This window comes from Achromobacter sp. 18P8.1.1, from assembly GCF_057799415.1.
The window spans coordinates 20,350-42,134 of record NZ_JBYOKH010000005.1 but is presented as its reverse complement, the minus strand read 5'-3'; the positions used below and the strand labels follow the sequence as shown (position 1 = coordinate 42,134).

Genomic DNA, 21,785 nt, shown 5'->3' with positions numbered 1-21,785 from the left:
CTCAGCCCTTGTTCAACGCCGCGGCGGCCTTGATCAATGCCTTGAACGCCTTTTCGTCGATGTTATCGCCTTCATGGATGTCGATGGCGCGGCGCGTGTTGCCCTCCAGGCTGGCGTTGAACAGCCCCGCCGGATCGGCCAGCGCCGCCCCCTTGGCGAAGGTCAGCTTCACCGCCGCCTTGTAGGTTTCGCCCGTGCAGAGGATGCCGCCATGCTCCCATACCGGCACCCCGCGCCATTTCCAGGTTTCGGCTACGTCCGGGACGGTCTGCTTGATCCACTTTCTGACCTGGGCCAGCGCGTCGCCGCGCCAGTCGTCCAGTTCGCGGATCCTGGCGTCGATCTTCTCGGAAGCGGTAGCGTCCTGCTCCGCGCCGGCTGCCTGGCTGGTTTTTGTTGCCATGCCTGTCACCCTCCTCGTCGGGATGGAATCAGCCCGCCCGCGAACCGAGCGGCGTGCGGTTCAGAAATCGGTCGAAGGCGCTGAGATACGCCGCCTCCGCCGCAGTCAGTTTGCGCTGCTTGTGCCAGGTCAGGAACACGTCCATCTCGGCCACGGATTCGGCCGGCGGCAGGCGCCGCAGTTCACCGTTGACCACATCCTGGCGTATCAGGTGTTCCGGCAGGAAGCTCAGCCCGATGCCGGCCACCACCATGCGCCGAACCTCTTCGATGTTGGACGAGGTGCCGACGATCCGGCCGGTGAAACCCTGCTGGTCCCGGAAGATGGTCAGCGGTGACAGCGTGTCGCCGATCTGGTCGCTGGCGAAGCACACGAAGTTCTGATCCATCAGGTCTTCGATGCTGACCCGCTGCTTGGAGAACAGCGGATGATGGCGCCCGCAGACGACGGCGTAGTGGTGGCGCAGGAACAGGCGCCGTTCCAGTCCCTCGACGGGTTTGCGGCACAGGCAGATGCCCAGTGCGGGCACGCGTTTGGTCAGCGCGTCCAGGATGGCCGCGCTGGGCAGCACGTCCATATGGAATTCGATCTTCGGGTAGCGCCGATGAAACTGCGCCAGGAAGTCGTCGTAGGCCGGGCTTTGCACCTTGCTCATCACCAGCAAACGCAACGTGCCGGCGATTTCGGCCTTGTCCTGGATAGCGGCATTTTCGATGCGCGCCATGGTGCCGTACATGTCCCGGGCGATCGCGTAGACCTCGTCGCCCAGGCCGGTCAGCCGGAATTCGCCATTGCGGCGGTGCAGCAGCATGCCGCCCACCGCGTCTTCCAGCCGCTTGAGCGCCTGGCTGACCGCGGGTTGGCTCAGATGCAGCGCCTGCGCGGCGCGGCCGACCCCGCGTTCCTGCACCACGAACATGAAGGTGCGCAGCAGGTTCCAGTCCATGCGCTCGGGCGCAAGCGGCAATGAGGTGGGATTTCGGGCGGGCGGCTGGGGCATGGCGTCGCGTACGGGGTCCGGGAAAAGACAGGATCGAACCCACGCAAGCGACGCCGCGTCCCAGTGCTCAGACGCCGGCCAGCCCCGCAAAAAACCGCGACGCGTTGGATTCCAACCCTTCGATATAGTAGCCGCCTTCCTGCACGATCAGGGTCGGAAGCCGCAGGCTGCCCACCTCGCGGCCCAGGCGCTCGAAGCCGTCTTCCGTGACGCTGACCATGGCTTGGGGGTCTTTCTCGAAGATATCGAAACCCAGCGACAGCACCAACGCGTCAGGCTGGAACAGTTCGATCGCGCGGCGCGCCTGCGCCAGGCGTTCGAAGAACACCGATTCTGGCGACCCGTGCGGCATCGGCAGGTTGACGTTGTAGCCATAGCCCTCGCCCGCCCCGCGTTCGTCCTCGAAACCCGCGACCACGGGATAGAAGTTCTCGGGATCGCCGTGGATCGACACGTACAGCACATCGCTGCGTTCGTAGAAGATCTCCTGGATGCCCTGGCCGTGGTGCATGTCGGTATCCAGGATGGCCACGCGCTGATACTTCGAACGCAAGCGCTGGGCGGCGATGGCGGCATTGTTCAAATAGCAGAACCCGCCAGCCGCGTCACGACGCGCATGGTGGCCGGGCGGCCGGCAGATCGCGTAGGCGTGGCGGTCGCCCGCCAGCACGGCCTCGGCCCCGGCGACGGCGCACTGCGCCGACCAATAGGCTGACTGCCAGGTTTGCGGACCTACCGGGCAACTGCCATCGGCCAGGTAGCGGCCGGCCTTGGCCAGCACGCCGCGCAGCGCGTTGGGTTCGCGCACGAACACGTTGGAGACGACTTCGCCGCCCCAGTCGCCCGGCAGCTTCATCCAGTCCTCATGGGCGCTTTGCAGGAACTGCAGATAGTCCAGGGAATGCACGGCCGACAACGCGCCTGCCCCATGGTCGGCCGGCGCCTGCACGTCAAACCCCAGCTTGCGCGCCGCCTGCACCAGGCCGTCCAGACGCGCCGGCACTTCCTGGGGCGTGCGCATCTTGCCGCGCGAAAAATACGTCTGTGGATGGTGCAGCTTCTGGTCGTCGTGAAAAAATGCCTTCATGCTTGCTGATCCTTCAGTTGGAATTGCTCGGTGCGCTGGCCCACATTGCCCAGCAGCAGGACGGAAACCAGGGAAAGCAAAGAAATCGCCGAAAACAGCAACGCCAGCGGCCACCACTGGCCTTTGAAGTTCTCGGCCAGCACGGTGCCCAGCAAGGGCGTCAAACCACCGAAGATCGCGCCCGACAGCTGATAAGCCATCGAGATGCCGGTGTAGCGGATGCTCGTCGGAAAGCTGTCGCTGACGTAGCCCGCGATCACCGCGTAATACGCGCCCATGAAGAGTACCGCCACCCCCACGCCCAGCGTAATACTGGTAAGCGAGCCCTGGTCGACCAGGTTGAACATGGCGTAAGGCGTGAACATCGACACGAAGGCCATCGCACCCAGGAAGCGCAGGTTGCCAACGCGACTGGCGATGTAGGCGGCCAGCGGCGTGATGAAGAACTGCATGATCGACACAACCAGCAAGCAATCCAGGATCACCGCCCGGTTCAGCCCGACGTACTGCGTCGTGTAGGCAATCATGAACGTGTTGGTGAAGTAGAAGCCGGCAATGCCCAGCACGTTGGCGCCGACGGCCAGCGCCAGCAGCCGGGGTGCGCCGCGCAACACCTGTGCAAGCGGCGCCTGGGCGGGCTTGGCCGGTTTGTGGGATGGGGCGGACTTGGCGCGGTCGGCCTGCGCCTGCTTTTCAGCCAGGAAGTCCGGCGATTCGTTGACACTTAGCCGGATCACGAACCCCACGACCAGCAGCACCGCCGAAAACAGGAACGGCACGCGCCATCCCCAGCTGAGGAACGCCGCGTCGTCCAGGCCCGTCACCAGCTTGAACATCAGCATCGACAGGATCAGCCCGGCGGGGCTGCCCAATTGCGCGAAGGACGCGAAGAAGGTGCGCTTGCTCTTGTCCGGCGAATGTTCGCCGGCCATCAGCACCGCCCCGCCCCATTCGCCGCCCACGGCAATCCCCTGCACGATCCGCAGCAGGATCAGCAGCACGGGCGCCCAGAAGCCGATGGATGCATAGGTGGGCAACAGGCCGATCAGCACCGTGACCGTGCCCATCATGACCAGCGTGATCACCAGGGATTTCTTGCGGCCGATCTTGTCGCCGATGTGGCCGAAGATCGCGCCGCCCAACGGCCGGGCGAAGAAGCCCACCGCGAACGTGCCCAAGGCGGCCAGGGTTCCGTAGAAGCCCGTGGCCGACGGGAAAAAGAGTTTGCCAAACACCAGCGCGGCAGCGGTGGCATAGATATAGAAGTCGTACCACTCGATCATGGTGCCGACGAAAGCGGCGGTGGACGCGCGCACCGGCTGGTGCCCCGTCGCAGGTTTTCCCCTCATGTTTATCTCTCTTAAGGTAGGTTGAGGTCTATCAGCCCGCTGTTATAGCCCTGGCCCAACCATAAGAAAAATTCTTATTTCTTATCCGCCGAATTACTTCGGCTAATGAGTAAAAACCCTTATCACGTATTTTCGCGCCGCCGTCTTGCAGCTAGCCCGCGGCCCCGCTCATCCGCTGCAACCACGCCGGCCGCGGTGCCGCATCCAGCCAGTTCTTCACGATCAGCCCCAGCTCGGTATCGCCCGATATTCGCAGCCGGCGCTGGAAGAACAAGGTGTCCGCGTCGGTCTCAGCCCGAATCAAACGGAACAGGTCAGCCAGCTTCGCGCCCAGTTCCAATTCACATGGTGCACGGCTCCACGCAGGCCGGAACGCGCTGTCGCGCACCGTAAAGGCACTGCGCAGGCCCAGGTCTTCGATGGTGATGGCGAAACTGCGGCCGTCGAGTTCCGGCGACGGGGACAGCCATTTGAGCCGTCTTGCCAATTCCAATCCCGCCACGAAGTGCAGGGATACCACCGGCGTGGGCACACGCCGGCCCAACTGCGCGAATAGGGCCGGCGGGTTCAGGTTCCAGGTCGCGCTCATGCCGTGGCCTCCAGCAATTCGATGCCGGAGCGGCCGTGGTAATAGCCGTTGCACCGTCCGATACCCGCAGGTGGCGCGACGGCGGCGGGCGTGCCGCCGCGACGCGTCGCGTCCAGCGCAGCCACGGCGTCCAGCGTGCCCGCCGACTGCGGGCTGACACGCAGCACGTCGACGCCCATGCGGGCCAGTTCAGGCGCCTGAGCCAGCAAATCCAGGCAGGCGGCGGACTGCACCTGGATGCCGTTGATGCCCAGGAATTCACGCGACTCGCGCGTGCGCATGTCCAAGCCATCTGGGTGTTCGATGCAGCGGAACCCGCAATCGTCCTTCTTCAGCCGAAAATGCCGCGCGGTGAAGCAGCGTGCGGAAAAGGCCAGTGCCATACGGCCCCACACCATCACTTCGGCCGCCATGTCTGCCGGCCGCTCTTCCAATAGCCGTGCGAGCGTGCCGCCGTCCATTTCCAGCGGCGCCACGAAGCGCACCGCGCCCTGGCTTGCCAGCCATTGCAGCGTGCCGCCGTGATAGGCGTTCACGTGCGGGCCCGCCACGAAAGCACGGCCTGCCAGGTGCCGCACGGCGCCCAGTTCGCCCGCTTCGACCATGAAGTCATCCTGGTCGCAAAGCTTCTTCAGCGCGTGGGCCTCTGCCCCGGTTTCGATCAAGGTGCGGCCGGACAGCACCACGGTCTTGCCTGCGGCGCGCAGGTCGCGCGCCAGGTCCAACCAATCGTCCGCCCGCAGTTCGTGACGTCGGCTACAGACGGTTTCGCCGATATAGAGGATGTCGGCCGCGCTATCGGCCAGGTCGGCGTAAAAGTCCAGCGTACGCTGGCGCGGCCAGTAATACAGCAACGGGCCGACGGATATCTGGAATGCGTTCGGTTTCATTTCCATGGACGTTCAAATGCGCCTTGGGTGACTTGGGATCCTTCCGCGTGGCGCGCCAGCAAGGCGTTCCATTCGGGTCGCGGCGAGAAGCGCGCAGCGTCGGCATGCACGCTGTCCAGCGCCGCACGCAAGGTCGACACCACTTGCGTGACATAGGCGGGGCTACGCTGGCGGCCTTCGATCTTGATGGCGGACACGCCCATTTCGGCCAGGCGCGGCAACAGGCCGATGGCGTTCAGGCTGGTGGGCTCTTCCAGCGCATGGTCGGCCTGCCCGTCGATTTCGAAGCGGCCTTTGCACAAGGTGGGATAGGCGGCGGGTTCGCCGGGTTCGTAGCGGTCGATCAAAATGCCGGACAGGCGCGCGTCCATGCGGCCGTTTTCTTCCACCCAGCGCACGGCGTGCGCGGGCGAACAGACGCCCTTGTTGTTGGGCGAATCACCGGTGGCGTACGACGACAGCAGGCACCGGCCCTCGGCCATGACGCACAGGCTGCCAAAGCCGAAGACTTCGACTTCCACACTGACGTTGGCACAGATGCGCGCGACTTCGGCCAGGGTCAGAACGCGTGGCAGCACCACGCGGCGGATGCCGAATTGCTCTTTCATCAATTCAATGGCGTCGGCATGCGTGGCGGAACCCTGCACGGACAGATGCAGGCGCAAATCGGGATAGCGGTCGCTGGCGTAGGCCAGCAGCCCGGGATCGGCCATGATGACCGCATCCGCGCCCAGCCCGTGCGCAGCGTCTACCGCGTCGCGCCATTCCTGCGCGCGGCCCGCCTGCACGAACGTGTTGATGGCGAACAGCACCTGACGCCCCTTGCGATGCGCCAGTTCGACGCCTGCGCGGATGTCGTTTTCGGTGAAGTTGAGCCCGGCGAAATTGCGGGCGTTGGTCGCATTCTTGAGCCCGAGATAGACGGTGTCGGCGCCCGCCTCGATGGCGGCTTTCAAGGCGGCGAGGCTGCCGGCCGGGGCCACGAGCTCGATGGGAGAGGTTCGAGTTTGCATGCCGGCCAGTCTAGGGTCCGGCGGGCATCCCGGCCTTGTCGCAGATCAAACCGGGGTGCGGCCGCAAGCGTGATGGCGCGGCGCTATTCCTCGGAATGCAGCCCGTGTTCCACGGCGTACACGGCGACCTGCACGCGACTGGTCAGGTTCAGCTTTTTCAGCACGTTCTGAACGTGGATCTTGACGGTGCTTTCGCTCACATCGAGCTCGCGCGCAATGACCTTGTTGCTGGCGCCGCGCGCCAGGCATTGGACGATTTGCGTTTCGCGCGCCGTCAGCCGGTGGCGTTCGGCGCTGCCAGAAGCCTGGGCCGCCTGCGAGGCCGCCCCGCGGAACTGATCCACCAGCTTGGCCGTCATGCTTTCGGCGATGACCGACTCACCCGCCGCGGCGCGGCGGATGGCAGAGGTCAGGACCTCGGCATCGATGTTCTTCACCAGATAGCCGCGGGCGCCGTCGCGCAGCGCCTGGCCCAGTTCGTCGGCCTCTTCCGAGACCGTCAGGATGATGACCGCACAGGACGGCAGGTCCTGCGTCAATAGTTGCAGCGTTTCCAGGCCGGACAGGCCGGGGAGGTTCAGGTCCAGCAGGATGACGTCGGGCTTGAGTTCCTTGGCGCGCTTGATGCCTTCCACGCCGTCGCCGGCTTCGGCCACCACTTCGAAATCGGGCTGGCGTTGCAGCAGCAGGCGCACGCCCGAGCGGAAAAGCGTGTGGTCATCGACAAGCAGGATACGGATAGGCATGTTCAGAACGTGTCAGGCGGCCTGGCGTTCGCTGCCAGGCAAGGTCAGCGCCACGCGCGTGCCGGCGCCGGGCTGGGATTCCAGTTTTATCACGGCGCGCATCCGCGCGGCGCGCTCCTGCATGATGTGCAGGCCCACGTGGGACTCGCCGCGCGCAGCCACTTCGGCGGGGTCGTAGCCCTGCCCGTCATCCTGGATCATCAGCGAGAAGTCGCGTTCGTTGTTGACCGACACCTGCACCTGGCTGGCCTCGGAATGCTTGCGCACATTGGACAGTGCCTCTTGCAGGATGAACAGCACTTGCAGCTGCTGCTCGGGCGGCAACGGACCGCCCTCGTCCCCGCCGAAGCGCAGCTCGGTCTGGATGCCGGTCTGTCGGCGGAAGCGCTCCACGGTGGATTCAATGGCGGCTTGCAGATCGCCCTGCCCCAGCTTGCTGCGGAAATTGGTCAGCAATTCGCGCACGTCCTGGTAGCTTTCGTCCACGCCCGTACGCAACAGCGGCAGGATCTCGGTAATCTCTTCCTGGTCGCCGCGCTTGACTGCCGCGTCCAGCATCTGCAGTTGCAGGTTCAGGAAGTTCAGACCTTGCGCCAGGCTGTCGTGCAGGCCCTGGGCGACCAGCCCGCGCTCCTGCACCACCGCCAGTTGGCGGGCCTGCGCGCTAAGCCGCCGGTTATCCAGCGCCACGCCCAGGTGCTGCCCCAGGGTTTCCAGCAACTGGGAGTCCGACGGCGCCAGACGGCGTTGCTGGCGGAAATGCAGCGAATACGATCCCAGCACTTCGTCGCGGGTCACGATGCGGAACACCGCCACGCTGGCAAAGCCCTCGCGTTGGCAGTTCAGATCCAGTTCGGGCGGCGAATGACGGAAATCCTGGATGACGATGACGCCTGCCTGGCGCGTGGCGACGCCGCAGTAGCAGTCGTCCACCTTCATGCAGTGTTCGGATTCCACGAGCTCGTTCGACAGCCCCACCGACACCACCAGGTTCAGCTTTTCATTGGTGGGGTCCAGCGCGCGGATGCTGCCGCCTTCGGCGTCGAACTGCAACATGACGCGGCGCAGGAAGCCGTCGCACATGGCTTCGATCTCGTTGGGCTGGTTCAGGAAGGCCGCCATGTCGTACAGCGCGCCGATATCCCGGTTCTGCGCGGCCAACTGCGCCGTCTTGTGCTCGACGCGCTGTTCCAGGCCGGTGTACAGGTCTTGCAGCTCGTCCGCCATGCGGTTGTAGCCACGGGCCAACAGGCCGAATTCGTCCTGGCTTTCCACCGGCAGCCGCGTGCTGAATTCGCGTTCGGCCATGCGCTGCAAGCCGTCACGCAACCGCAGCACCGGCGCGATGATCCATAGGTAAAGCAGATAGATCATGGCCAGCGTGCCGGCGCTGGCGATGGCCGCCAGAATGCCTTGCGACAGGCGCAGCGACGTGGTCTTGCCGGCGTTGTCCTGTTCGATCATCCGTACCAGCGTGTCGGCGCGCGACACGAATTCCGGCAGGGTCTGCAGATAGGCGGCCGCATCGGGCTGCGCAATGGCGCGCAAGGCGGCAGGTCGCATCACGTCTTGCCAGTAACTGGCCACATCGTGCCATTGCGCACGGATCGCTTCGTCACTGGGGATGAACAGCGGACGGGCGGGGTTGCCTCTTGCCAGCCGCGCAATGGTCTCGTCCAGCACCGCGATCTGTTCCTGGGTGCGGACTTCTCGGCCGGCTTGCGGGCGCATCAGCTCCACTGCCACGCGGTTGGCGCGCATGCGCAGGCTGCCCGTGTCGTTGATGGCGGCGCCCGCCCCTTCCAGTTGCCACGACAGCCACAGCGTCCAGCTGATCATGGACAGCACCACCACCAGCGCCACCAGCGAACTGGCGATGATGCGCGTAGACAGGCGATGCCGGGGGGAAGGCAGGCCGTCAAGTCCGGAAATGGGTGAAGAAGACGTCATGAAGATCGGTGCGGGCGGCGCGGTACGGTTAATAGTGTAGTCGCCTTCAACCCAGGCCCAGCGCGCCGCACAGGAAGTCCGCCACGTGCGCCGGGTCGTTCAGCGGCAGGCAGGGCAAGGCGGTGTCCAGCGGCGCGTCGGTCACGATCGCCAGGAAACTGCCGTCTTCAGCGTGCAGCGGCGGCTTGCCCAGCGCGGGGCGATAGACCTCGATGCGCGGGATTGCCGCCTGCTTGAATCCTTCCACCAGAACCAGGTCAGCCGGTGACAGGCGTGCGAGTTGGTCCGCCAGCGATGGTTCCGGCGCATCGCGCAGTTCGTGCACGATGGCATACCGGTACGGCGAGGCCACCATCACCTCCTGGGCGCCCGCCAGCCGGAAGCGCGCGCTGTCCTTGCCCGGGGGCTCCATCTGGAAGTCGTGATGGCTGTGCTTGATGACGTTGACGCGCAGCCCCCGCGCCGCCAGCAAAGGCAGCATCGCTTCGATCAAGGTGGTCTTGCCGCTGCCGGACCGGCCGGCGATACCGAAAACTGGGCTCATGCATGCTCCGTAAACAAGGGACAGACCATAGGTAAAAACGCGTCCGCCCGCGGCGAGTATGCCAGCAAAGCCCCGGCCACCAGGTCGAAATACCAGCCATGCAGCGTCAGATCGCCCGCCTGGACGGCGCGGCGCACGAAGGGCAATTCCTCAAGGTTGCGCAGCGAAATCAGGATGGACGCCTGCTCGCAGGCGCGGCGGCGTTCGGCGTCAGTGGCGTGAGGCATCTGGCGCAGCACCCGATGGCGGGCCGGCTCGGCGATATCCATCCAGCGCTCCAGATAGTCGGTTTCGCCGTCGCTCCGCGTGCGGCGCTCCATCAGCGCGCGGATGCCGCCGCAGTGCGCGTGCCCTAGGACGATGACGCGGCTGACCCTCAGCTGCTCCACCGCGAACTGTATGGCGGCCAGCACGCCTTGCAAGCCGCGGTCGGCGCTGGTGGGCGGCACCAGGTTGGCCACATTGCGCACGGCGAAGATGTCTCCGGGGTCGCAGCCCAGCATCATGGCGGGGTCCACGCGGGAATCGCAGCAGCCGATCAGCAAGGTGCTGGGGTGCTGGCCGTCACGCAGGTTGCGGTACAGCGCGGGCGCCTCTTCGTAATACTGCTGTTGAAAGCGCTGGAAACCGTCGATGAAGCGTTCGATGTCTCCCATCTCAGCCCCCCGTCTGCGCCATGAACCGGACGATGCGCTCGGGGCGCGTGACGAAATCATGGCGTTCCGGCTTGGCGGCAATGCCCGCCAGGATCGCGCGCACCAGTTCGGCGTCGCTGGCTCCGCCGCGCAGCAGGCGGCCCAGCGGCACCTGGGCTTCCTGCCCCAGGCACAGGTACAACGTGCCATCGACGCCCAGCCGCACCCGGTTGCAGGTGGCGCAGAAGTGCCGCGACATGGGCGTAATCACGCCCAGCACCGGCGCGCCCTCACCCACCGTCCAGTACCGCGCCGGGCCCGTTCCCGAACCCGCCAACGCCGGCACCAGACCCGCCTCGCCGGCCAGGCGCGCGCCCATGGCATTCAAATCCGTGTGGGTGAAGCCGCGGCCGCACTCCCCCATCGGCATGGGTTCGATCAGGCGCAGCACAAAGCCCTGCCCCATCGCGTAGTCCAGCAGGCGGCGCACATCGGCCTCGGGCGTGGCGGCATGCACCACACTGTTCAGCTTGATGGGCGAAAAGCCTGCCTGGCGGGCGGCCGCCAGCCCCGCCAGCACAGAATCCAGGCAATCGCGCCCGGTGATCTGGCTGAAGGCGGCGGCGTCCAGCGTGTCCAGGCTGATGTTCAGCCGCGTCACGCCTGCGGCGCGCAGGTCTTCGGCATGACGAACCAGTTGCGTGCCATTGGTGGACACCGACAGGTCGGTGAGGCCCGGCATCGCCGCGATGTCACGGGCCAGGCCCGCCACGCCGCGGCGCAACAGCGGTTCGCCGCCCGTCAGCCGGACCTTGCTGACGCCCAGGCGCACGAACAGGCCCACCAGCCTGGCCATTTCGTCATGGCGCAGCCAGTTGGCCGGGGTTTCGAAGCCCTTGAAATCCTTGGGCAGGCAGTAGCTGCAACGCAGGTCGCAGCGGTCCGTGACCGAGACGCGCAGGTAGTCGATCCGGCGTCCGAAGCCGTCTGTCAGGGGGCCCGCAGCAGGCTCGTCCATCATGCGGCGCTCCCGCCATAGACCCGTTCGGGCTCGCCGCCCGCCTCCAGGTCGATCCCCTGGACGTCGGCGCGTTCGACCAGCAGCTTGGTGTATTGCCGCCAGGCGGTGTCGCGGCTCATGGACGTGAGCGCCATGGCGATCTGCTGCGCCACGTGTTCATAAGGCAGCAGCCGGCCTTCGATACGGCGCGTCACCCGCACGATGTGCAGGCCATGGCGGGTCTGCAGCAGTTGCGGCAGCAGGCCGCCCGAAGGCAACGCGAAGACGGCGCGCTCGAACTCCGGCACCGTGTCGCCACGGCCCAACTGACCCAGGTTGCCGCCCACCGTCGCCGACGGGCAGTTGGATTGCTCGCGCGCCACCTCGGCAAAGCGCGAGGGGTCGGTCAGCAACTCCTGCAGCACCACGTTGGCATGAGCGCGCAGCATGTCCAGGTTCACGGTGGGTGTCACCTGGAACAGGATGTGGTCGGCCTCGACCAACTCTCCCACCATGAAGCGCTGCGGGTGCATCTGGTAGAAGCGGCGACAGGCGGCCTCGTCGGCCTCCGGCGCGGGCGCCTGCGCGGCGAGCAAGGCGCTGATGGCGCCCTCCTCGTCCTCGGCATCCAGGCCCAGACGGGCCGCTTCGTCCAGCAGCACCCGGCGCAAGACCAGCGCGGTGACCGCGTGGCGCATAGGGTTGCCGGCTTCCGCGTGCAGCGGCAGTTCGCGTTCCAGATCCGCGTCGTTCAGTTCGACGCCATTGACGATGACAGGCATGTTCGGCTCCTGGTGCGTGGGTTCAGCGCGGGCGGACCAGCTGCCAGGCGCGGCCCAGATAGCCCAGCGAGGCAAAGCCGCTCCAGACGTGGACGAGACGCGTGAACGGGAAGATCACGAACAAGGTCAGGCCCATGAACAGGTGCGCCTTGAACAGCAGCGGCACGTCGGCGATATGGCTGGCCGCGTCGCCCTGGAAGGTGACGATGTGCTGCGCCCACGTCATCAGGCGCACCATCATTTCACCGTCCATGTGGCCCGCGGACAGCACGATGGTCGACAGGCCCAGCAGCAAGGTCACAAGGATCCACAACAGCAGCAGCTTGTCGCCGGGACGCGTCGTGCGGGCGATGCGCGGATCGGTCAGGCGGCGGTGGATCAGGATCAAGAGGCCAATCAGGCAGATTCCGCCCATGACGCCGCCAGCCACCATCGCGACCGTCTGCTTCAACGTGTGCGAAACGCCCAGCGTGTCCCACACCACCACCGGCGTCAGCAGCCCGGCAAGATGCCCGAAGAACAGGCCCAGGATGCCGACGTGGAACAGGATGTTGCCCAGCCGCAGTTGGCCGCGGTGCAGCAACTGCGAGCTGTCCGTCTTCCACGTGTATTGTTCGCGCTCGAAACGCGCCAGGCTGCCCAACAGGAAGACCGTCAGCGCGATGTAGGGGTAGATGCCGAAAAGAAACTGATTCAGGGAATTCATGATGCGTCTTCCTGAGCATTAATGGGCGGCCGGCGCCCGGGGGTAGAAGCGCACGGTTTGCGCGCCATCGCCCGAGAACGGCCGCAACAGCGGCTCTACGCCGTCCTGGCTGACGCCGTAGGTCTCCATGGCTTCGTCCATGTCGCGCACGGGCGCTTCGGTCTGTTCCCGCGGAATCACCCGGGACTCGGCGCGCAGCACCGCGAAGATGCCAGCGTAGGGGCTGCCGCCCTTGGCCAGCCGCGCGCCGATGGCCGCCAGCACGTGAATGGCTTCGTCCAGCAGGTCCTGCGCCTGAGCTGGATCGATCACGCCCAGGAATTCCAGGAACAGCGGCACGTGGTCCGGCAGTTCGGACACGACCGGCTCGAACCCCTGGCCGCGGTAGGTCTCCAGCAGGTCGACCATGGCCTGGCCGCGGTCGCGGCTTTCGCCGTGCACGTGTTCGAACAGGTGCAGCGAGTGCGAACGGTTGCGGTCGAACGTCGCCACGTAGTTCTCCTGCACGGCGATCAGGTCGTTGGTGGCCAGGTAACCGACCAGGGGCTGCAGGGCTTCCTCGGCGTCGGGGAAGTCAGCCAGCATCGACTCCACGTCGCCCAAGGCATCCAGCAGTTCAGGCTCGGGGTAGCTGAGCAAGGCGGAAAGCAAGCGGTACAAATTCATGGTTTTCTCCTTTCCTAGCGGGCCAGCGCGGCCTTCTTGCGGGATTTCGGCATTTCGATGAAGATCTCGTTACCTTGGGGCTTGCGACCGAACAAGGTGCCTTCGGACACGCCGCCCGAGCAGCCGTTGCCGAAGGTGAATCCGCAACTGCCCTTCTCGTTGAAGCTGTCTTCCACCACTTCCTTATGGCTGCTGGGCACGACGAAACGGTCTTCGTAGTCGGCAATGGCCATGATCTTGTACATGTCCTGTACGGTTTCCTCGGTCAGGCCGACCTGTTCCAACAGCGCCGTGTCGCGTTCGCCGTGCACGGTCTCGGACCGCTTATAGGCGCGCATGGCCAGCATGCGCTCCAGGGCCTGCAGCACGGGGGCTTCCTTGCCCGCCGTCAGCAGGTTGGCCAGGTAGCGCACCGGGATGCGCAGGCTGGACACGTCCGGGATCATGGCGCTCTTGCCCACGGTGCGCTGCGGCATCTGGCCGGCTTCGGCTGCCGTCTGGATGGGCGACAGCGGCGGGATGTACCAGACCATCGGCAAGGTGCGGTATTCAGGGTGCAGCGGGAAGGCCACGCGCCATTGCACCGCCATCTTGTAGACGGGCGACTGGCGCGCAGACTCCAGCCACGATTCCGGAATGCCCTGCTCGCGCGCGGCGGCGATCACTTCCGGCGAATGCGGGTCCAGGAACAGGTCCAGCTGCGATTCATACAGGTCCTGCTCGTTGGCGGTGGCCGCGGCGCGTTCGATCTGGTCGGCGTCATACAGCATGACGCCCAGGTAGCGGATGCGGCCGACGCAGGTTTCCGAGCAGACGGTAGGCTGGCCGGCTTCGATGCGCGGATAGCAGAACGTGCACTTTTCCGCCTTGCCGCTGCTCCAGTTGTAGTAGATCTTCTTGTACGGGCAGCCCGAGATGCACATGCGCCAGCCGCGGCACTTGTCCTGGTCCACCAGCACGATGCCGTCGTCTTCACGCTTGTAGATGGAACCGGACGGGCAGCTGGCGACACAGGCCGGGTTCAGGCAGTGTTCGCACAGGCGGGGCAAGTACATCATGAAGGTGTTCTCGAACGTCGAGTACATCTCTTTCTGCACGCCCTCGAACAAGGCGTCGCGGCTGCGCGAGCTGAATTCCCCGCCCAGGTCGTCTTCCCAGTTCGGGCCCCAATGGATCTTGTCCATCTTCTTGCCGGTCAGCACCGAAATGGGACGCGCGGTGGGCGGCGTCTGCAGCAAGGGCGCGTTCTGCAAATGCTCGTAGTCGAAGGTAAAGGGCTCGTAGTAGTCGTCAATGGCCGGCAGGTTCGGGTTGGCGAACAGGTTGGCCAGGATGCGCAGCTTGCCGCCCTGGCGCGGTTCCAGCTTGCCGGCAGCCGTGCGCTTCCAGCCGCCCTTCCACTTGTCCTGGTTTTCCCATTCCTTGGGATAGCCGATGCCGGGCTTGGTTTCCACGTTGTTGAACCAGGCATATTCGACACCGTCGCGGCTGGTCCAGACGTTCTTGCAGGTGACCGAGCAAGTGTGGCAGCCGATGCACTTGTCCAGGTTCAGCACCATGCCGATTTGGGCGCGTATCCTCATGATTGCTTCTCTTCTTGTTGCGTTGCCTGCGTGGCGGGGTCTTCAACGAGCGGGCCTTCCAGCCAGTCCACTTTCTTCATCTTGCGCAACACCACGAACTCGTCGCGGTTGGCGCCGACCGTGCCGTAGTAATTGAAACCGTAGGCCTGCTGGGCGTAGCCGCCGATCATGTGCGTGGGCTTGAGCACCGTACGCGTGACCGAGTTATGGATGCCGCCGCGCTTGCCGCTGGTTTCCGCCCCCGGCACGTTCACGATCTTTTCCTGGGCGTGGTACATCAGGCACATGCCCACCGGCACGCGCTGGCTGACGACCACGCGCGCGGTCAAGGTGCCGTTGACGTTGAAGACTTCGACCCAGTCGTTGTCCACCAGCCCGGCCTGCTTGGCCTCGGCTTCCGACACCCACACGTGGGGGCCGCCGCGGCTGAGCGTCAGCATGCGCAGGTTGTCCGAATAGGTGCTGTGGATGCCCCATTTCTGGTGCGGCGTCAGCCAGTTCAGGACCAGTTCCTTTTCGCCGTTCGGGTAGCGGCCCAGCATGGGCGCCACCGTCTTGGTGTCGATGGCCGGCTTGTAGACGCAGGAGCCTTCGCCGAAATCCAGCATCCAGCGGTGGTCCTGGTAGAACTGCTGGCGGCCGGTCAGCGTGCGCCATGGGATCAGTTCGTGCACGTTCGTATAGCCGGCGTTGTAGCTGACCTCTTCGCTTTCCAGGCCCGACCAGGTCGGCGCCGAAATGATCTTGCGCGGCTGCGCCTGGACGTCGCGGAAGCGGATCTTGTCGTGCTCGCGGCCGATGGCCAGATGGGTGTGGTCGCGCCCGGTAATCTTGCCCAGCGCTTCCCAGGCCTTGACCGACACGTGGCCATTGGTCTCGGGTGCGAAGGTCAGGATCATTTCGGCCGCGTCGATGGCGGTGTCCAAGCGCGGACGGCCCTGGCTGACACCAGCGTCAGAGACGCTTTCATTGATGCCGGCCAGCTCGCGCACTTCGTGCTCGGTGTTCCAGTTGATGCCCTTGCCGCCGTTGCCCAGCTTGTCCAGCAAGGGGCCGACCGACGTGAACTTGCGGTAGATGTCGTTGTAGTCGCGCTCCACCACCGTCATCGACGGCGCAGTCTTGCCCGGCACCAGATCGCACTCGCCCAGCTTCCAGTCGCGGGGCTCGAAGGCCTGACCCAGTTCCCCCGGGGTGTCGTGCATCAGGGGCGTCATCACCAGGTCGCGGCGCTTGCCCAGGTAGGGGCCGCCGATCTCGCTGAACTTCTTGGCCAGCAGCTTGTAGATCTCCCAGTCGGTCTTGCTCTCCCACAAGGGTTGCACCGCTTCGCTCAAGGGGTGGATGAAGGGGTGCATATCGGACGTGTTCAGGTCGTCCTTTTCGTACCAGGTGGCCGTCGGCAGCACGATGTCGCCGTACAGGCAGGTCGTGCTCATGCGGAAGTCCAGCACGGTCAGCAAGTCCAGCTTGCCTTCGGCCGCATCGTCCTGGAAGGTCACTTCCGTGGGCTTGATCGCGTCGCCTTCGTCGCCGAACACCGCGTTTTGCGCGCCCAGCAGGTACTTCAGGAAGTACTCGTGGCCCTTGCCGCTGGAGCCCAGGATGTTGGAACGCCAGACGAACATGTTGCGCGGGAAGTTGGCCGGATCGTCCGGGTCTTCGCACGACATGCGCAGCGCACCTGACTTCAGCTGTTCAACCGCATGCGCGATGGGGTCGCGGCCTTCGGCCTCGGCCTGGGCCACCACATCCAGCGGGTTGGTGCGCAGTTGCGGGGCCGACGGCAGCCATCCCATGCGCTCGGCGCGGGCGTTCAGGTCGATCATGCTGAGTTCGCCGTACTTGGCGCGGTCGGCGGTCGGGCCCAGGATTTCCTGCACGTTCAGCTTTTCATGGCGCCACTGGCTGGTGTGCGCATAGAAGAACGACGTGCCGTTCATCTGGCGCGGCGGGCGCGCCCAGTCGGAACCGAATGCCAGCGGAGCCCAGCCGAACTGCGGGCGCAGCTTTTCCTGGCCCACGTAATGCGCCCAGCCGCCGCCGCTCTTGCCCACGCAGCCGCACATCATCAGCATGTTGATGATGCCGCGGTAGATCATGTCCATGTGGTACCAGTGGTTCAGGCCGGCGCCCACGATCACCATCGACTTGCCTTCGGTGTCGTGCGCGTTTTGCGCGAATTCGCGCGCCACCTGGATCACTTGCGCGCGCGGCACGCCGGTGTGCTTTTCCTGCCAGGCCGGCGTGTAGGGCACGTCGTCGTCGAACGAGGCCGCAACGTTGCCGCCGCCGAGTCCTCGGTCCAGGCCATAGTTGGCCATCTGCAGGTCGTACACCGTGGCGACCAGCGCCTCGGTGCCGTCGGCCAGACGGATGCGGCGGGCCGGCACATTGCGCACCAGCAATTCGTCGTGTTCGCTGCCGAAGTACGGAAAGCCCACGCCGACGACATCGCTGCCAGCGTCCAACAGGCTCAACGTCGGTTCAATATCGCGGCCATTGCCGCCGTCTTTGGATTCCAGGTTCCAGCGGCCGACCTTTTCGCCGCCGTTGACCGCGCCCTCACCCCAGCGAAAGCCGATGCTGCCGTTGGGCGCAACCAGGTCGCCGCTCTTGGCGTCCAGCACCAGCGTCTTCCAATCGGGGTTGTTCTGTTCGCCCAGCGCGCCGTCCAGGTGCGAGGCGCGCAGGAAGTGGTCGGGGGCATAGAAGCCGTCGCGGGGTTTCAGCAGCACCAGCATCGGCATGTCGGTATAGCGCCGCACATAGTCCTGGAAGTAGGGCGACGGGTTCGCCGACAGGTGGAATTCCTTCAGGATCACGTGGCCCATGGCCATCGCCAGCGCGGCGTCGGTGCCCTGCTTGGGCGCCAGCCAGATGTCGCCGAACTTGACCATTTCGCCAAAGTCGCTGGAGACGGCCACCGTCTTGGTGCCCTTGTAGCGGACCTCGGTGTAGAAGTGGGCGTCGGGCGTGCGGGTCTGGGGCACGTTCGAGCCCCACACCATCAGGTAGGTCGAGTTGTACCAGTCGGCCGATTCCGGCACGTCGGTCTGTTCGCCCCAGATCTGCGGGCTGGCCGGCGGCAGGTCGCAATACCAGTCATAGAAGCTCAGGCACACGCCGCCCAGCAGGCTCAGGTAGCGCGCGCCGGCGGCGTAGCTGACCATGGACATAGCCGGAATCGGCGAAAAGCCGATTACGCGGTCGGGGCCGTACTTCTTGATGGTCAGCGCATTGGCGGCGGCGATGATCTCGGTGGCCGTATCCCAGTCGGCGCGCACGAAGCCGCCCAGGCCGCGGATGGACTTGTAGCGCTTGGCGCGCACGGGGTCCTGGCTGATCCATTCCCACGCGGCGATCGGGTCCATGGTCTTGCGCGCTTCGCGCCACATTTCCATCAGGCGGCCCCGGATCATCGGGTACTTCACCCGCTGCGCCGAATACACGTACCAGCTGTAGGACGCGCCCCGGGGACAGCCGCGAGGCTCGTGGTTGGGCAGGTCGGGACGCGTGCGCGGATAGTCCGTCTGCTGCGTTTCCCAGGTGATCAGGCCATTCTTGACGTAGACCTTCCACGAGCACGAGCCCGTGCAGTTCACCCCGTGGGTCGAACGCACGACCTTGTCGTGCTGCCAGCGGGAGCGGTATGCGTTTTCCCACTTGCGGTCTTCGTTGACCGTTTCGCCGTGGCCGTCCGCAAACGTGGACTTCACCCGCGACATGAACTTCAACCGGTCCAGAAAATGACTCATTGTGTTTCTCCAAGAACGCCGGCCTGGCCGGCGCGTACTGCGATCGTTGCCGTTGAATCCACTTTAGGCGCCGCTCTGTCCCCCGCCTATTCGCCAGTGGCACAGGCGGCGCACGGCAGAGTGACTAGTCACAGCGAGGAAAGCGACGGGGTGAGTGGTTGGTTGCGAGGTGCGCGCGTCGTGTAGGCGCCGGCGTCATGATGGGTTTCGCGCGTTGGGCTTTCGGGTTCTTACCGGGTGGGTGGAGCGCGACCCGCGCTAGCCACGCACACCCCCTTCCAGCGCGCGCAACCCATCGACTCCCCCAGTCAGCACGGCACCGGGGCATTGCGGCGGGCGTAGAACCACCAGGTGATCACCATGCAGGTGGCGTAGAAGCCGATGAAGCAATACAGCGCGGCCTGCACGCTGCCCGTCATTTCCAGCGACGTGCCGAAGCTGCGGGGAATGAAAAAGCCGCCGTAGGCTCCAATGGCGCCGGAAAACCCCAGCACGGCCGCCGATTCCTTGGCCGCTTCGCTCATGGCCTGCTTCTGGCCGGCGGCGCCCTTGCCTTTGGCCGCCTGCGTGCGTTCGCGCAGGAAGATCACGGGGATCATGCGGAAGGTGGACCCGTTGCCCAGGCCGGTCAGTGCGAACAGCACGATGAACATGGCCAGGAAGCCGTTGAAGTCGCCCCCCTGCCCGCCCACGGGCAGGAACATCACCACGCCCAGCACCGCGGCGATCATGCCGGCGAAGGTGAACAGCGTGACGCGCGCGCCGCCCAGCTTGTCGGACACCCAGCCGCCCACCGGACGCGTGAGCGACCCCACGAGCGGCCCCAGGAAGGCATAGGCCATGGGGTCGACCTGCGGGAACAGGGTCTTGGTCAGCATGGCGAAGCCCGCCGAGAAACCGATGAAGGAGCCGAAGGTGCCCACATACAGCCAGCACATCAGCCAGTTGTGCTTGCGCTTGAAGATCACGGCCTGGTCGGCAAACGACGCGCGGGCGTCGGCGATGTCATTCATGCCGAACCACGCGGCGATGGCCGCAATGGCGATGGGGATCACCCAGATGAAGCCCGCGTTCTGCAGCCACAGGTTCTGCTGCGCGCCATTGACGGTGATTTCCTGCGGGGCGCCGCCGGCCACGCCGAAGACGCCCACCGAGATCACGACGGGCACCACGAACTGCACGAGCGACACGCCCAGGTTGCCGATACCCGCATTCAGGCCCGTGGCCAGACCCTTCTTTTCCTTGGGGAAAAAGAAGCTGATGTTGGCCATGCTGGAACTGAAGTTGCCGCCGCCCAGGCCGCACAAGAGCGCCAGGATCAGCAAGGTGGGAAACGAGGTGGTCGGGTCGCGCAGCGCGAAACCCATGCCCAGCGCCGGGATCAGGAGCGAGGCCGTGGAAATGGCGGTCCACTTGCGGCCGCCGAAGACCGGGACCAGAAAGGAATAGAAGATGCGCAACGTGGCGCCCGACAGCGCCGGCAGCGCGGTCAGCCAGAACAGCTGGTTCTTCGACAGCATGAAGCCCGCGCGATCCAGGTTGACCACCACCACGCTCCACAGCATCCAGATGCTGAACGCCAGCATCAGGGCGGGGATGGAGATCCAGAGGTTGCGGTTGGCGACGCGCGCGCCGGTCTGCTTCCAGAAGCCGGGATTATCGGGCTCCCAACGCGACAGGACTTGAGTGGACATGATGAAGGCTCTTTGTAGGGGTGGGAGGGATCAGGCGGATTGCTTGGCGACGGCCGCCGACGCGCTGGCCGCGCTTTCGGGCCGGAAACTGAAGTGCATGAAGATCAGCGATACGCAGACCGTGCCGTACAGCAGCATGAAAGCGCTGGAGCGCACGCCGGTCAGGTCGAGCAGCACGCCGAACAGGATGGGCAGCACGAAGCCCCCCAAGCCGCCGGCCAGGCCGACGATGCCGGACACTGCGCCGATGTTCTCGCCGAACTCGTCCGAGATGAACTTGAAGACCGAGGCCTTGCCGATCGCCATGGCGATGCCGACGATGAACAGCAGCACGGTGAACGACACCGGTCCCAGCGCGATGCCGAAGCTGCGCGGACCATTGGCGGTCATGACGGTGAATTCGGTTTGCGGATAGCTCAGCAGGAAGAACGCCACCCAGCACACCCACATCACCCACCAGGTGGTCTTGTAGGCGCCGTGGCGGTCCGAGATCCAGCCGCCCAGGGCGCGCAGCACCCCGCCCGGCAACGAGAAGCACGCAGCCAGCAAGGCGGCCAGCTTCATGTCGAAGCCGTATTCGCCGATGTAGTACTTGGTCATCCACAGCGCCAGCGCCACATAGCCGCCGAACACCACCGAGTAGTACTGGCAGTAGCGCCAGACGCGCGGGTCCTTCAACATGGCGAACTGCGCCGACAGGGACGCGCCGCGCGTGACGCGGTGCGCCGGGTCGGAGGCCGAGAACATCCAGAACAGCACGGCTGTGACCAGAAGCGCCACCGCGTATACCTGCGGCACGATGACCCAGGCGCCGCCGGCGGCGGCGATCAGCGCCGGCGCCACGAACTTGGTGATGGCCGACCCCGAATTGCCCGCGCCAAACACGCCCATCGCCAGGCCCTGCTTGTTGCGCGGAAACCAGCGCGCCACATACGGCGTGCCGACCGAGAACGAGCCGCCCGTCAGGCCGACGAACAGCGCCAGCACCAGGAACTGCCAGTATTCGGTGGCGTAGGACAGCAGCCAGATCGGCACCACCGCCAGCAGCATCAGGATGAAGAACACTGGCCGGCCGCCGTAGCGGTCAGTCCAGATGCCCAGCGGCACCCGTACCAGCGAGCCGGTCAGTACCGGCATGGCGGCCAACAGGCCGAATTGGGTTTCGGACAGGCCCAGCTGCGCCTTGATGGGGATGCCCAGCACCGCAAAGATCATCCAGACCGCGAAACAGATGGTGAAGGCAAACGTGCTGGAAATCAGGACCCGCATCGGCCTGCCGGATGGGGAAGTTGCTGCTGTCATGGTTACTCTCGCTTGGCTCACGGATACAGGGAATTCAGGGCTCTAGCCTAGGGACCGCATGCCCGTGCCGCCATTCGCCGGCTGACCA

Annotated in this window: 19 protein-coding genes; all 19 read right to left on the bottom strand. The window is 65.4% G+C overall.

The genetic code is table 11. The features are described from left to right. Position 1: 1 nt before the first annotated feature. On the bottom strand, positions 2-403 hold the full coding sequence (locus AC27VE_RS05465; RefSeq protein WP_488703235.1) for a DUF1801 domain-containing protein: 402 nt from the start codon (positions 401-403) through the stop codon (positions 2-4). A gap of 28 nt (positions 404-431) precedes the next feature. Then, positions 432-1,403, bottom strand: coding sequence for a LysR family transcriptional regulator (locus AC27VE_RS05460; RefSeq protein ID WP_088588201.1), 972 nt, complete (start codon positions 1,401-1,403; stop codon positions 432-434). 67 nt (positions 1,404-1,470) lie between these two features. Beyond that, positions 1,471-2,490 carry a histone deacetylase family protein gene (locus AC27VE_RS05455; RefSeq protein ID WP_315130684.1) on the bottom strand — a complete coding sequence of 340 codons (1,020 nt, stop codon included), beginning with the start codon at positions 2,488-2,490 and terminating at the stop codon, positions 1,471-1,473. Continuing rightward, positions 2,487-3,839: an MFS transporter gene (locus AC27VE_RS05450; RefSeq protein ID WP_088588203.1), complete on the bottom strand. Its 1,353-nt coding sequence runs from the start codon at positions 3,837-3,839 to the stop codon at positions 2,487-2,489. Before AC27VE_RS05450 ends, AC27VE_RS05455 begins: the two co-directional genes overlap by 4 nt. Before the next feature lie 151 nt (positions 3,840-3,990). Further along, positions 3,991-4,428: a ubiquinone anaerobic biosynthesis accessory factor UbiT gene (gene ubiT / locus AC27VE_RS05445; RefSeq protein WP_488703234.1), complete on the bottom strand. Its 438-nt coding sequence runs from the start codon at positions 4,426-4,428 to the stop codon at positions 3,991-3,993. Beyond that, positions 4,425-5,318 carry a U32 family peptidase gene (locus AC27VE_RS05440; RefSeq protein WP_488703339.1) on the bottom strand — a complete coding sequence of 298 codons (894 nt, stop codon included), beginning with the start codon at positions 5,316-5,318 and terminating at the stop codon, positions 4,425-4,427. Before AC27VE_RS05440 ends, ubiT begins: the two co-directional genes overlap by 4 nt. Beyond that, positions 5,315-6,331: a ubiquinone anaerobic biosynthesis protein UbiU gene (ubiU, locus tag AC27VE_RS05435; protein ID WP_006223236.1), complete on the bottom strand. Its 1,017-nt coding sequence runs from the start codon at positions 6,329-6,331 to the stop codon at positions 5,315-5,317. Before ubiU ends, AC27VE_RS05440 begins: the two co-directional genes overlap by 4 nt. An 83-nt stretch (positions 6,332-6,414) precedes the next feature. After that, entirely contained in the window at positions 6,415-7,077 is a 663-nt protein-coding gene (locus tag AC27VE_RS05430; protein ID WP_280027499.1) for a response regulator, read from the bottom strand. 12 nt (positions 7,078-7,089) lie between these two features. Beyond that, on the bottom strand, positions 7,090-9,027 hold the full coding sequence (locus AC27VE_RS05425; protein ID WP_488703233.1) for a type IV pili methyl-accepting chemotaxis transducer N-terminal domain-containing protein: 1,938 nt from the start codon (positions 9,025-9,027) through the stop codon (positions 7,090-7,092). 46 nt (positions 9,028-9,073) lie between these two features. Further along, positions 9,074-9,571 carry a molybdopterin-guanine dinucleotide biosynthesis protein B gene (mobB, locus tag AC27VE_RS05420; RefSeq protein WP_006223239.1) on the bottom strand — a complete coding sequence of 166 codons (498 nt, stop codon included), beginning with the start codon at positions 9,569-9,571 and terminating at the stop codon, positions 9,074-9,076. Beyond that, complete coding sequence (locus AC27VE_RS05415; RefSeq protein ID WP_424625938.1) at positions 9,568-10,227, bottom strand: carbonic anhydrase; 660 nt, start codon at positions 10,225-10,227, stop codon at positions 9,568-9,570. Before AC27VE_RS05415 ends, mobB begins: the two co-directional genes overlap by 4 nt. Position 10,228: 1 nt before the next feature. Next, on the bottom strand, positions 10,229-11,227 hold the full coding sequence (gene moaA / locus AC27VE_RS05410; RefSeq protein ID WP_488703232.1) for a GTP 3',8-cyclase MoaA: 999 nt from the start codon (positions 11,225-11,227) through the stop codon (positions 10,229-10,231). After that, on the bottom strand, positions 11,224-11,988 hold the full coding sequence (locus tag AC27VE_RS05405) for a peptidylprolyl isomerase (protein ID WP_488703231.1): 765 nt from the start codon (positions 11,986-11,988) through the stop codon (positions 11,224-11,226). The genes moaA and AC27VE_RS05405 overlap by 4 nt, the downstream gene beginning before the upstream one ends. Before the next feature lie 22 nt (positions 11,989-12,010). Beyond that, positions 12,011-12,694, bottom strand: coding sequence for a respiratory nitrate reductase subunit gamma (gene narI, locus AC27VE_RS05400; RefSeq protein ID WP_088588212.1), 684 nt, complete (start codon positions 12,692-12,694; stop codon positions 12,011-12,013). Between the two features lie 18 nt (positions 12,695-12,712). Next, positions 12,713-13,360, bottom strand: a complete 648-nt coding sequence (narJ, locus tag AC27VE_RS05395; protein WP_006223244.1) for a nitrate reductase molybdenum cofactor assembly chaperone — start codon at positions 13,358-13,360, stop codon at positions 12,713-12,715. A gap of 14 nt (positions 13,361-13,374) precedes the next feature. After that, entirely contained in the window at positions 13,375-14,943 is a 1,569-nt protein-coding gene (gene narH / locus AC27VE_RS05390; protein ID WP_488703230.1) for a nitrate reductase subunit beta, read from the bottom strand. Further along, on the bottom strand, positions 14,940-18,701 hold the full coding sequence (locus AC27VE_RS05385; RefSeq protein WP_488703229.1) for a nitrate reductase subunit alpha: 3,762 nt from the start codon (positions 18,699-18,701) through the stop codon (positions 14,940-14,942). The genes narH and AC27VE_RS05385 overlap by 4 nt, the downstream gene beginning before the upstream one ends. 308 nt (positions 18,702-19,009) lie before the next feature. Continuing rightward, positions 19,010-20,395 (bottom strand): NarK family nitrate/nitrite MFS transporter, encoded by a 1,386-nt coding sequence (locus AC27VE_RS05380; protein ID WP_427955723.1) that lies wholly within the window; start codon positions 20,393-20,395, stop codon positions 19,010-19,012. A gap of 30 nt (positions 20,396-20,425) precedes the next feature. Next, on the bottom strand, positions 20,426-21,697 hold the full coding sequence (locus AC27VE_RS05375; protein ID WP_488703228.1) for an MFS transporter: 1,272 nt from the start codon (positions 21,695-21,697) through the stop codon (positions 20,426-20,428). Positions 21,698-21,785: the final 88 nt, after the last annotated feature.

Bases quoted from the DNA above. Each gene is read 5' to 3' on its own strand.
- AC27VE_RS05465 (WP_488703235.1), bottom strand. From the start codon at position 403: ATGGCAACAAAAACCAGCCAGGCAGCCGGCGCGGAGCAGGACGCTACC.
- AC27VE_RS05460 (WP_088588201.1), bottom strand. From the start codon at position 1,403: ATGCCCCAGCCGCCCGCCCGAAATCCCACCTCATTGCCGCTTGCGCCC.
- AC27VE_RS05455 (WP_315130684.1), bottom strand. From the start codon at position 2,490: ATGAAGGCATTTTTTCACGACGACCAGAAGCTGCACCATCCACAGACG.
- AC27VE_RS05450 (WP_088588203.1), bottom strand. From the start codon at position 3,839: ATGAGGGGAAAACCTGCGACGGGGCACCAGCCGGTGCGCGCGTCCACC.
- ubiT (WP_488703234.1), bottom strand. From the start codon at position 4,428: ATGAGCGCGACCTGGAACCTGAACCCGCCGGCCCTATTCGCGCAGTTG.
- AC27VE_RS05440 (WP_488703339.1), bottom strand. From the start codon at position 5,318: ATGAAACCGAACGCATTCCAGATATCCGTCGGCCCGTTGCTGTATTAC.
- ubiU (WP_006223236.1), bottom strand. From the start codon at position 6,331: ATGCAAACTCGAACCTCTCCCATCGAGCTCGTGGCCCCGGCCGGCAGC.
- AC27VE_RS05430 (WP_280027499.1), bottom strand. From the start codon at position 7,077: ATGCCTATCCGTATCCTGCTTGTCGATGACCACACGCTTTTCCGCTCG.
- AC27VE_RS05425 (WP_488703233.1), bottom strand. From the start codon at position 9,027: ATGACGTCTTCTTCACCCATTTCCGGACTTGACGGCCTGCCTTCCCCC.
- mobB (WP_006223239.1), bottom strand. From the start codon at position 9,571: ATGAGCCCAGTTTTCGGTATCGCCGGCCGGTCCGGCAGCGGCAAGACC.
- AC27VE_RS05415 (WP_424625938.1), bottom strand. From the start codon at position 10,227: ATGGGAGACATCGAACGCTTCATCGACGGTTTCCAGCGCTTTCAACAG.
- moaA (WP_488703232.1), bottom strand. From the start codon at position 11,227: ATGATGGACGAGCCTGCTGCGGGCCCCCTGACAGACGGCTTCGGACGC.
- AC27VE_RS05405 (WP_488703231.1), bottom strand. From the start codon at position 11,988: ATGCCTGTCATCGTCAATGGCGTCGAACTGAACGACGCGGATCTGGAA.
- narI (WP_088588212.1), bottom strand. From the start codon at position 12,694: ATGAATTCCCTGAATCAGTTTCTTTTCGGCATCTACCCCTACATCGCG.
- narJ (WP_006223244.1), bottom strand. From the start codon at position 13,360: ATGAATTTGTACCGCTTGCTTTCCGCCTTGCTCAGCTACCCCGAGCCT.
- narH (WP_488703230.1), bottom strand. From the start codon at position 14,943: ATGAGGATACGCGCCCAAATCGGCATGGTGCTGAACCTGGACAAGTGC.
- AC27VE_RS05385 (WP_488703229.1), bottom strand. From the start codon at position 18,701: ATGAGTCATTTTCTGGACCGGTTGAAGTTCATGTCGCGGGTGAAGTCC.
- AC27VE_RS05380 (WP_427955723.1), bottom strand. From the start codon at position 20,395: ATGTCCACTCAAGTCCTGTCGCGTTGGGAGCCCGATAATCCCGGCTTC.
- AC27VE_RS05375 (WP_488703228.1), bottom strand. From the start codon at position 21,697: ATGACAGCAGCAACTTCCCCATCCGGCAGGCCGATGCGGGTCCTGATT.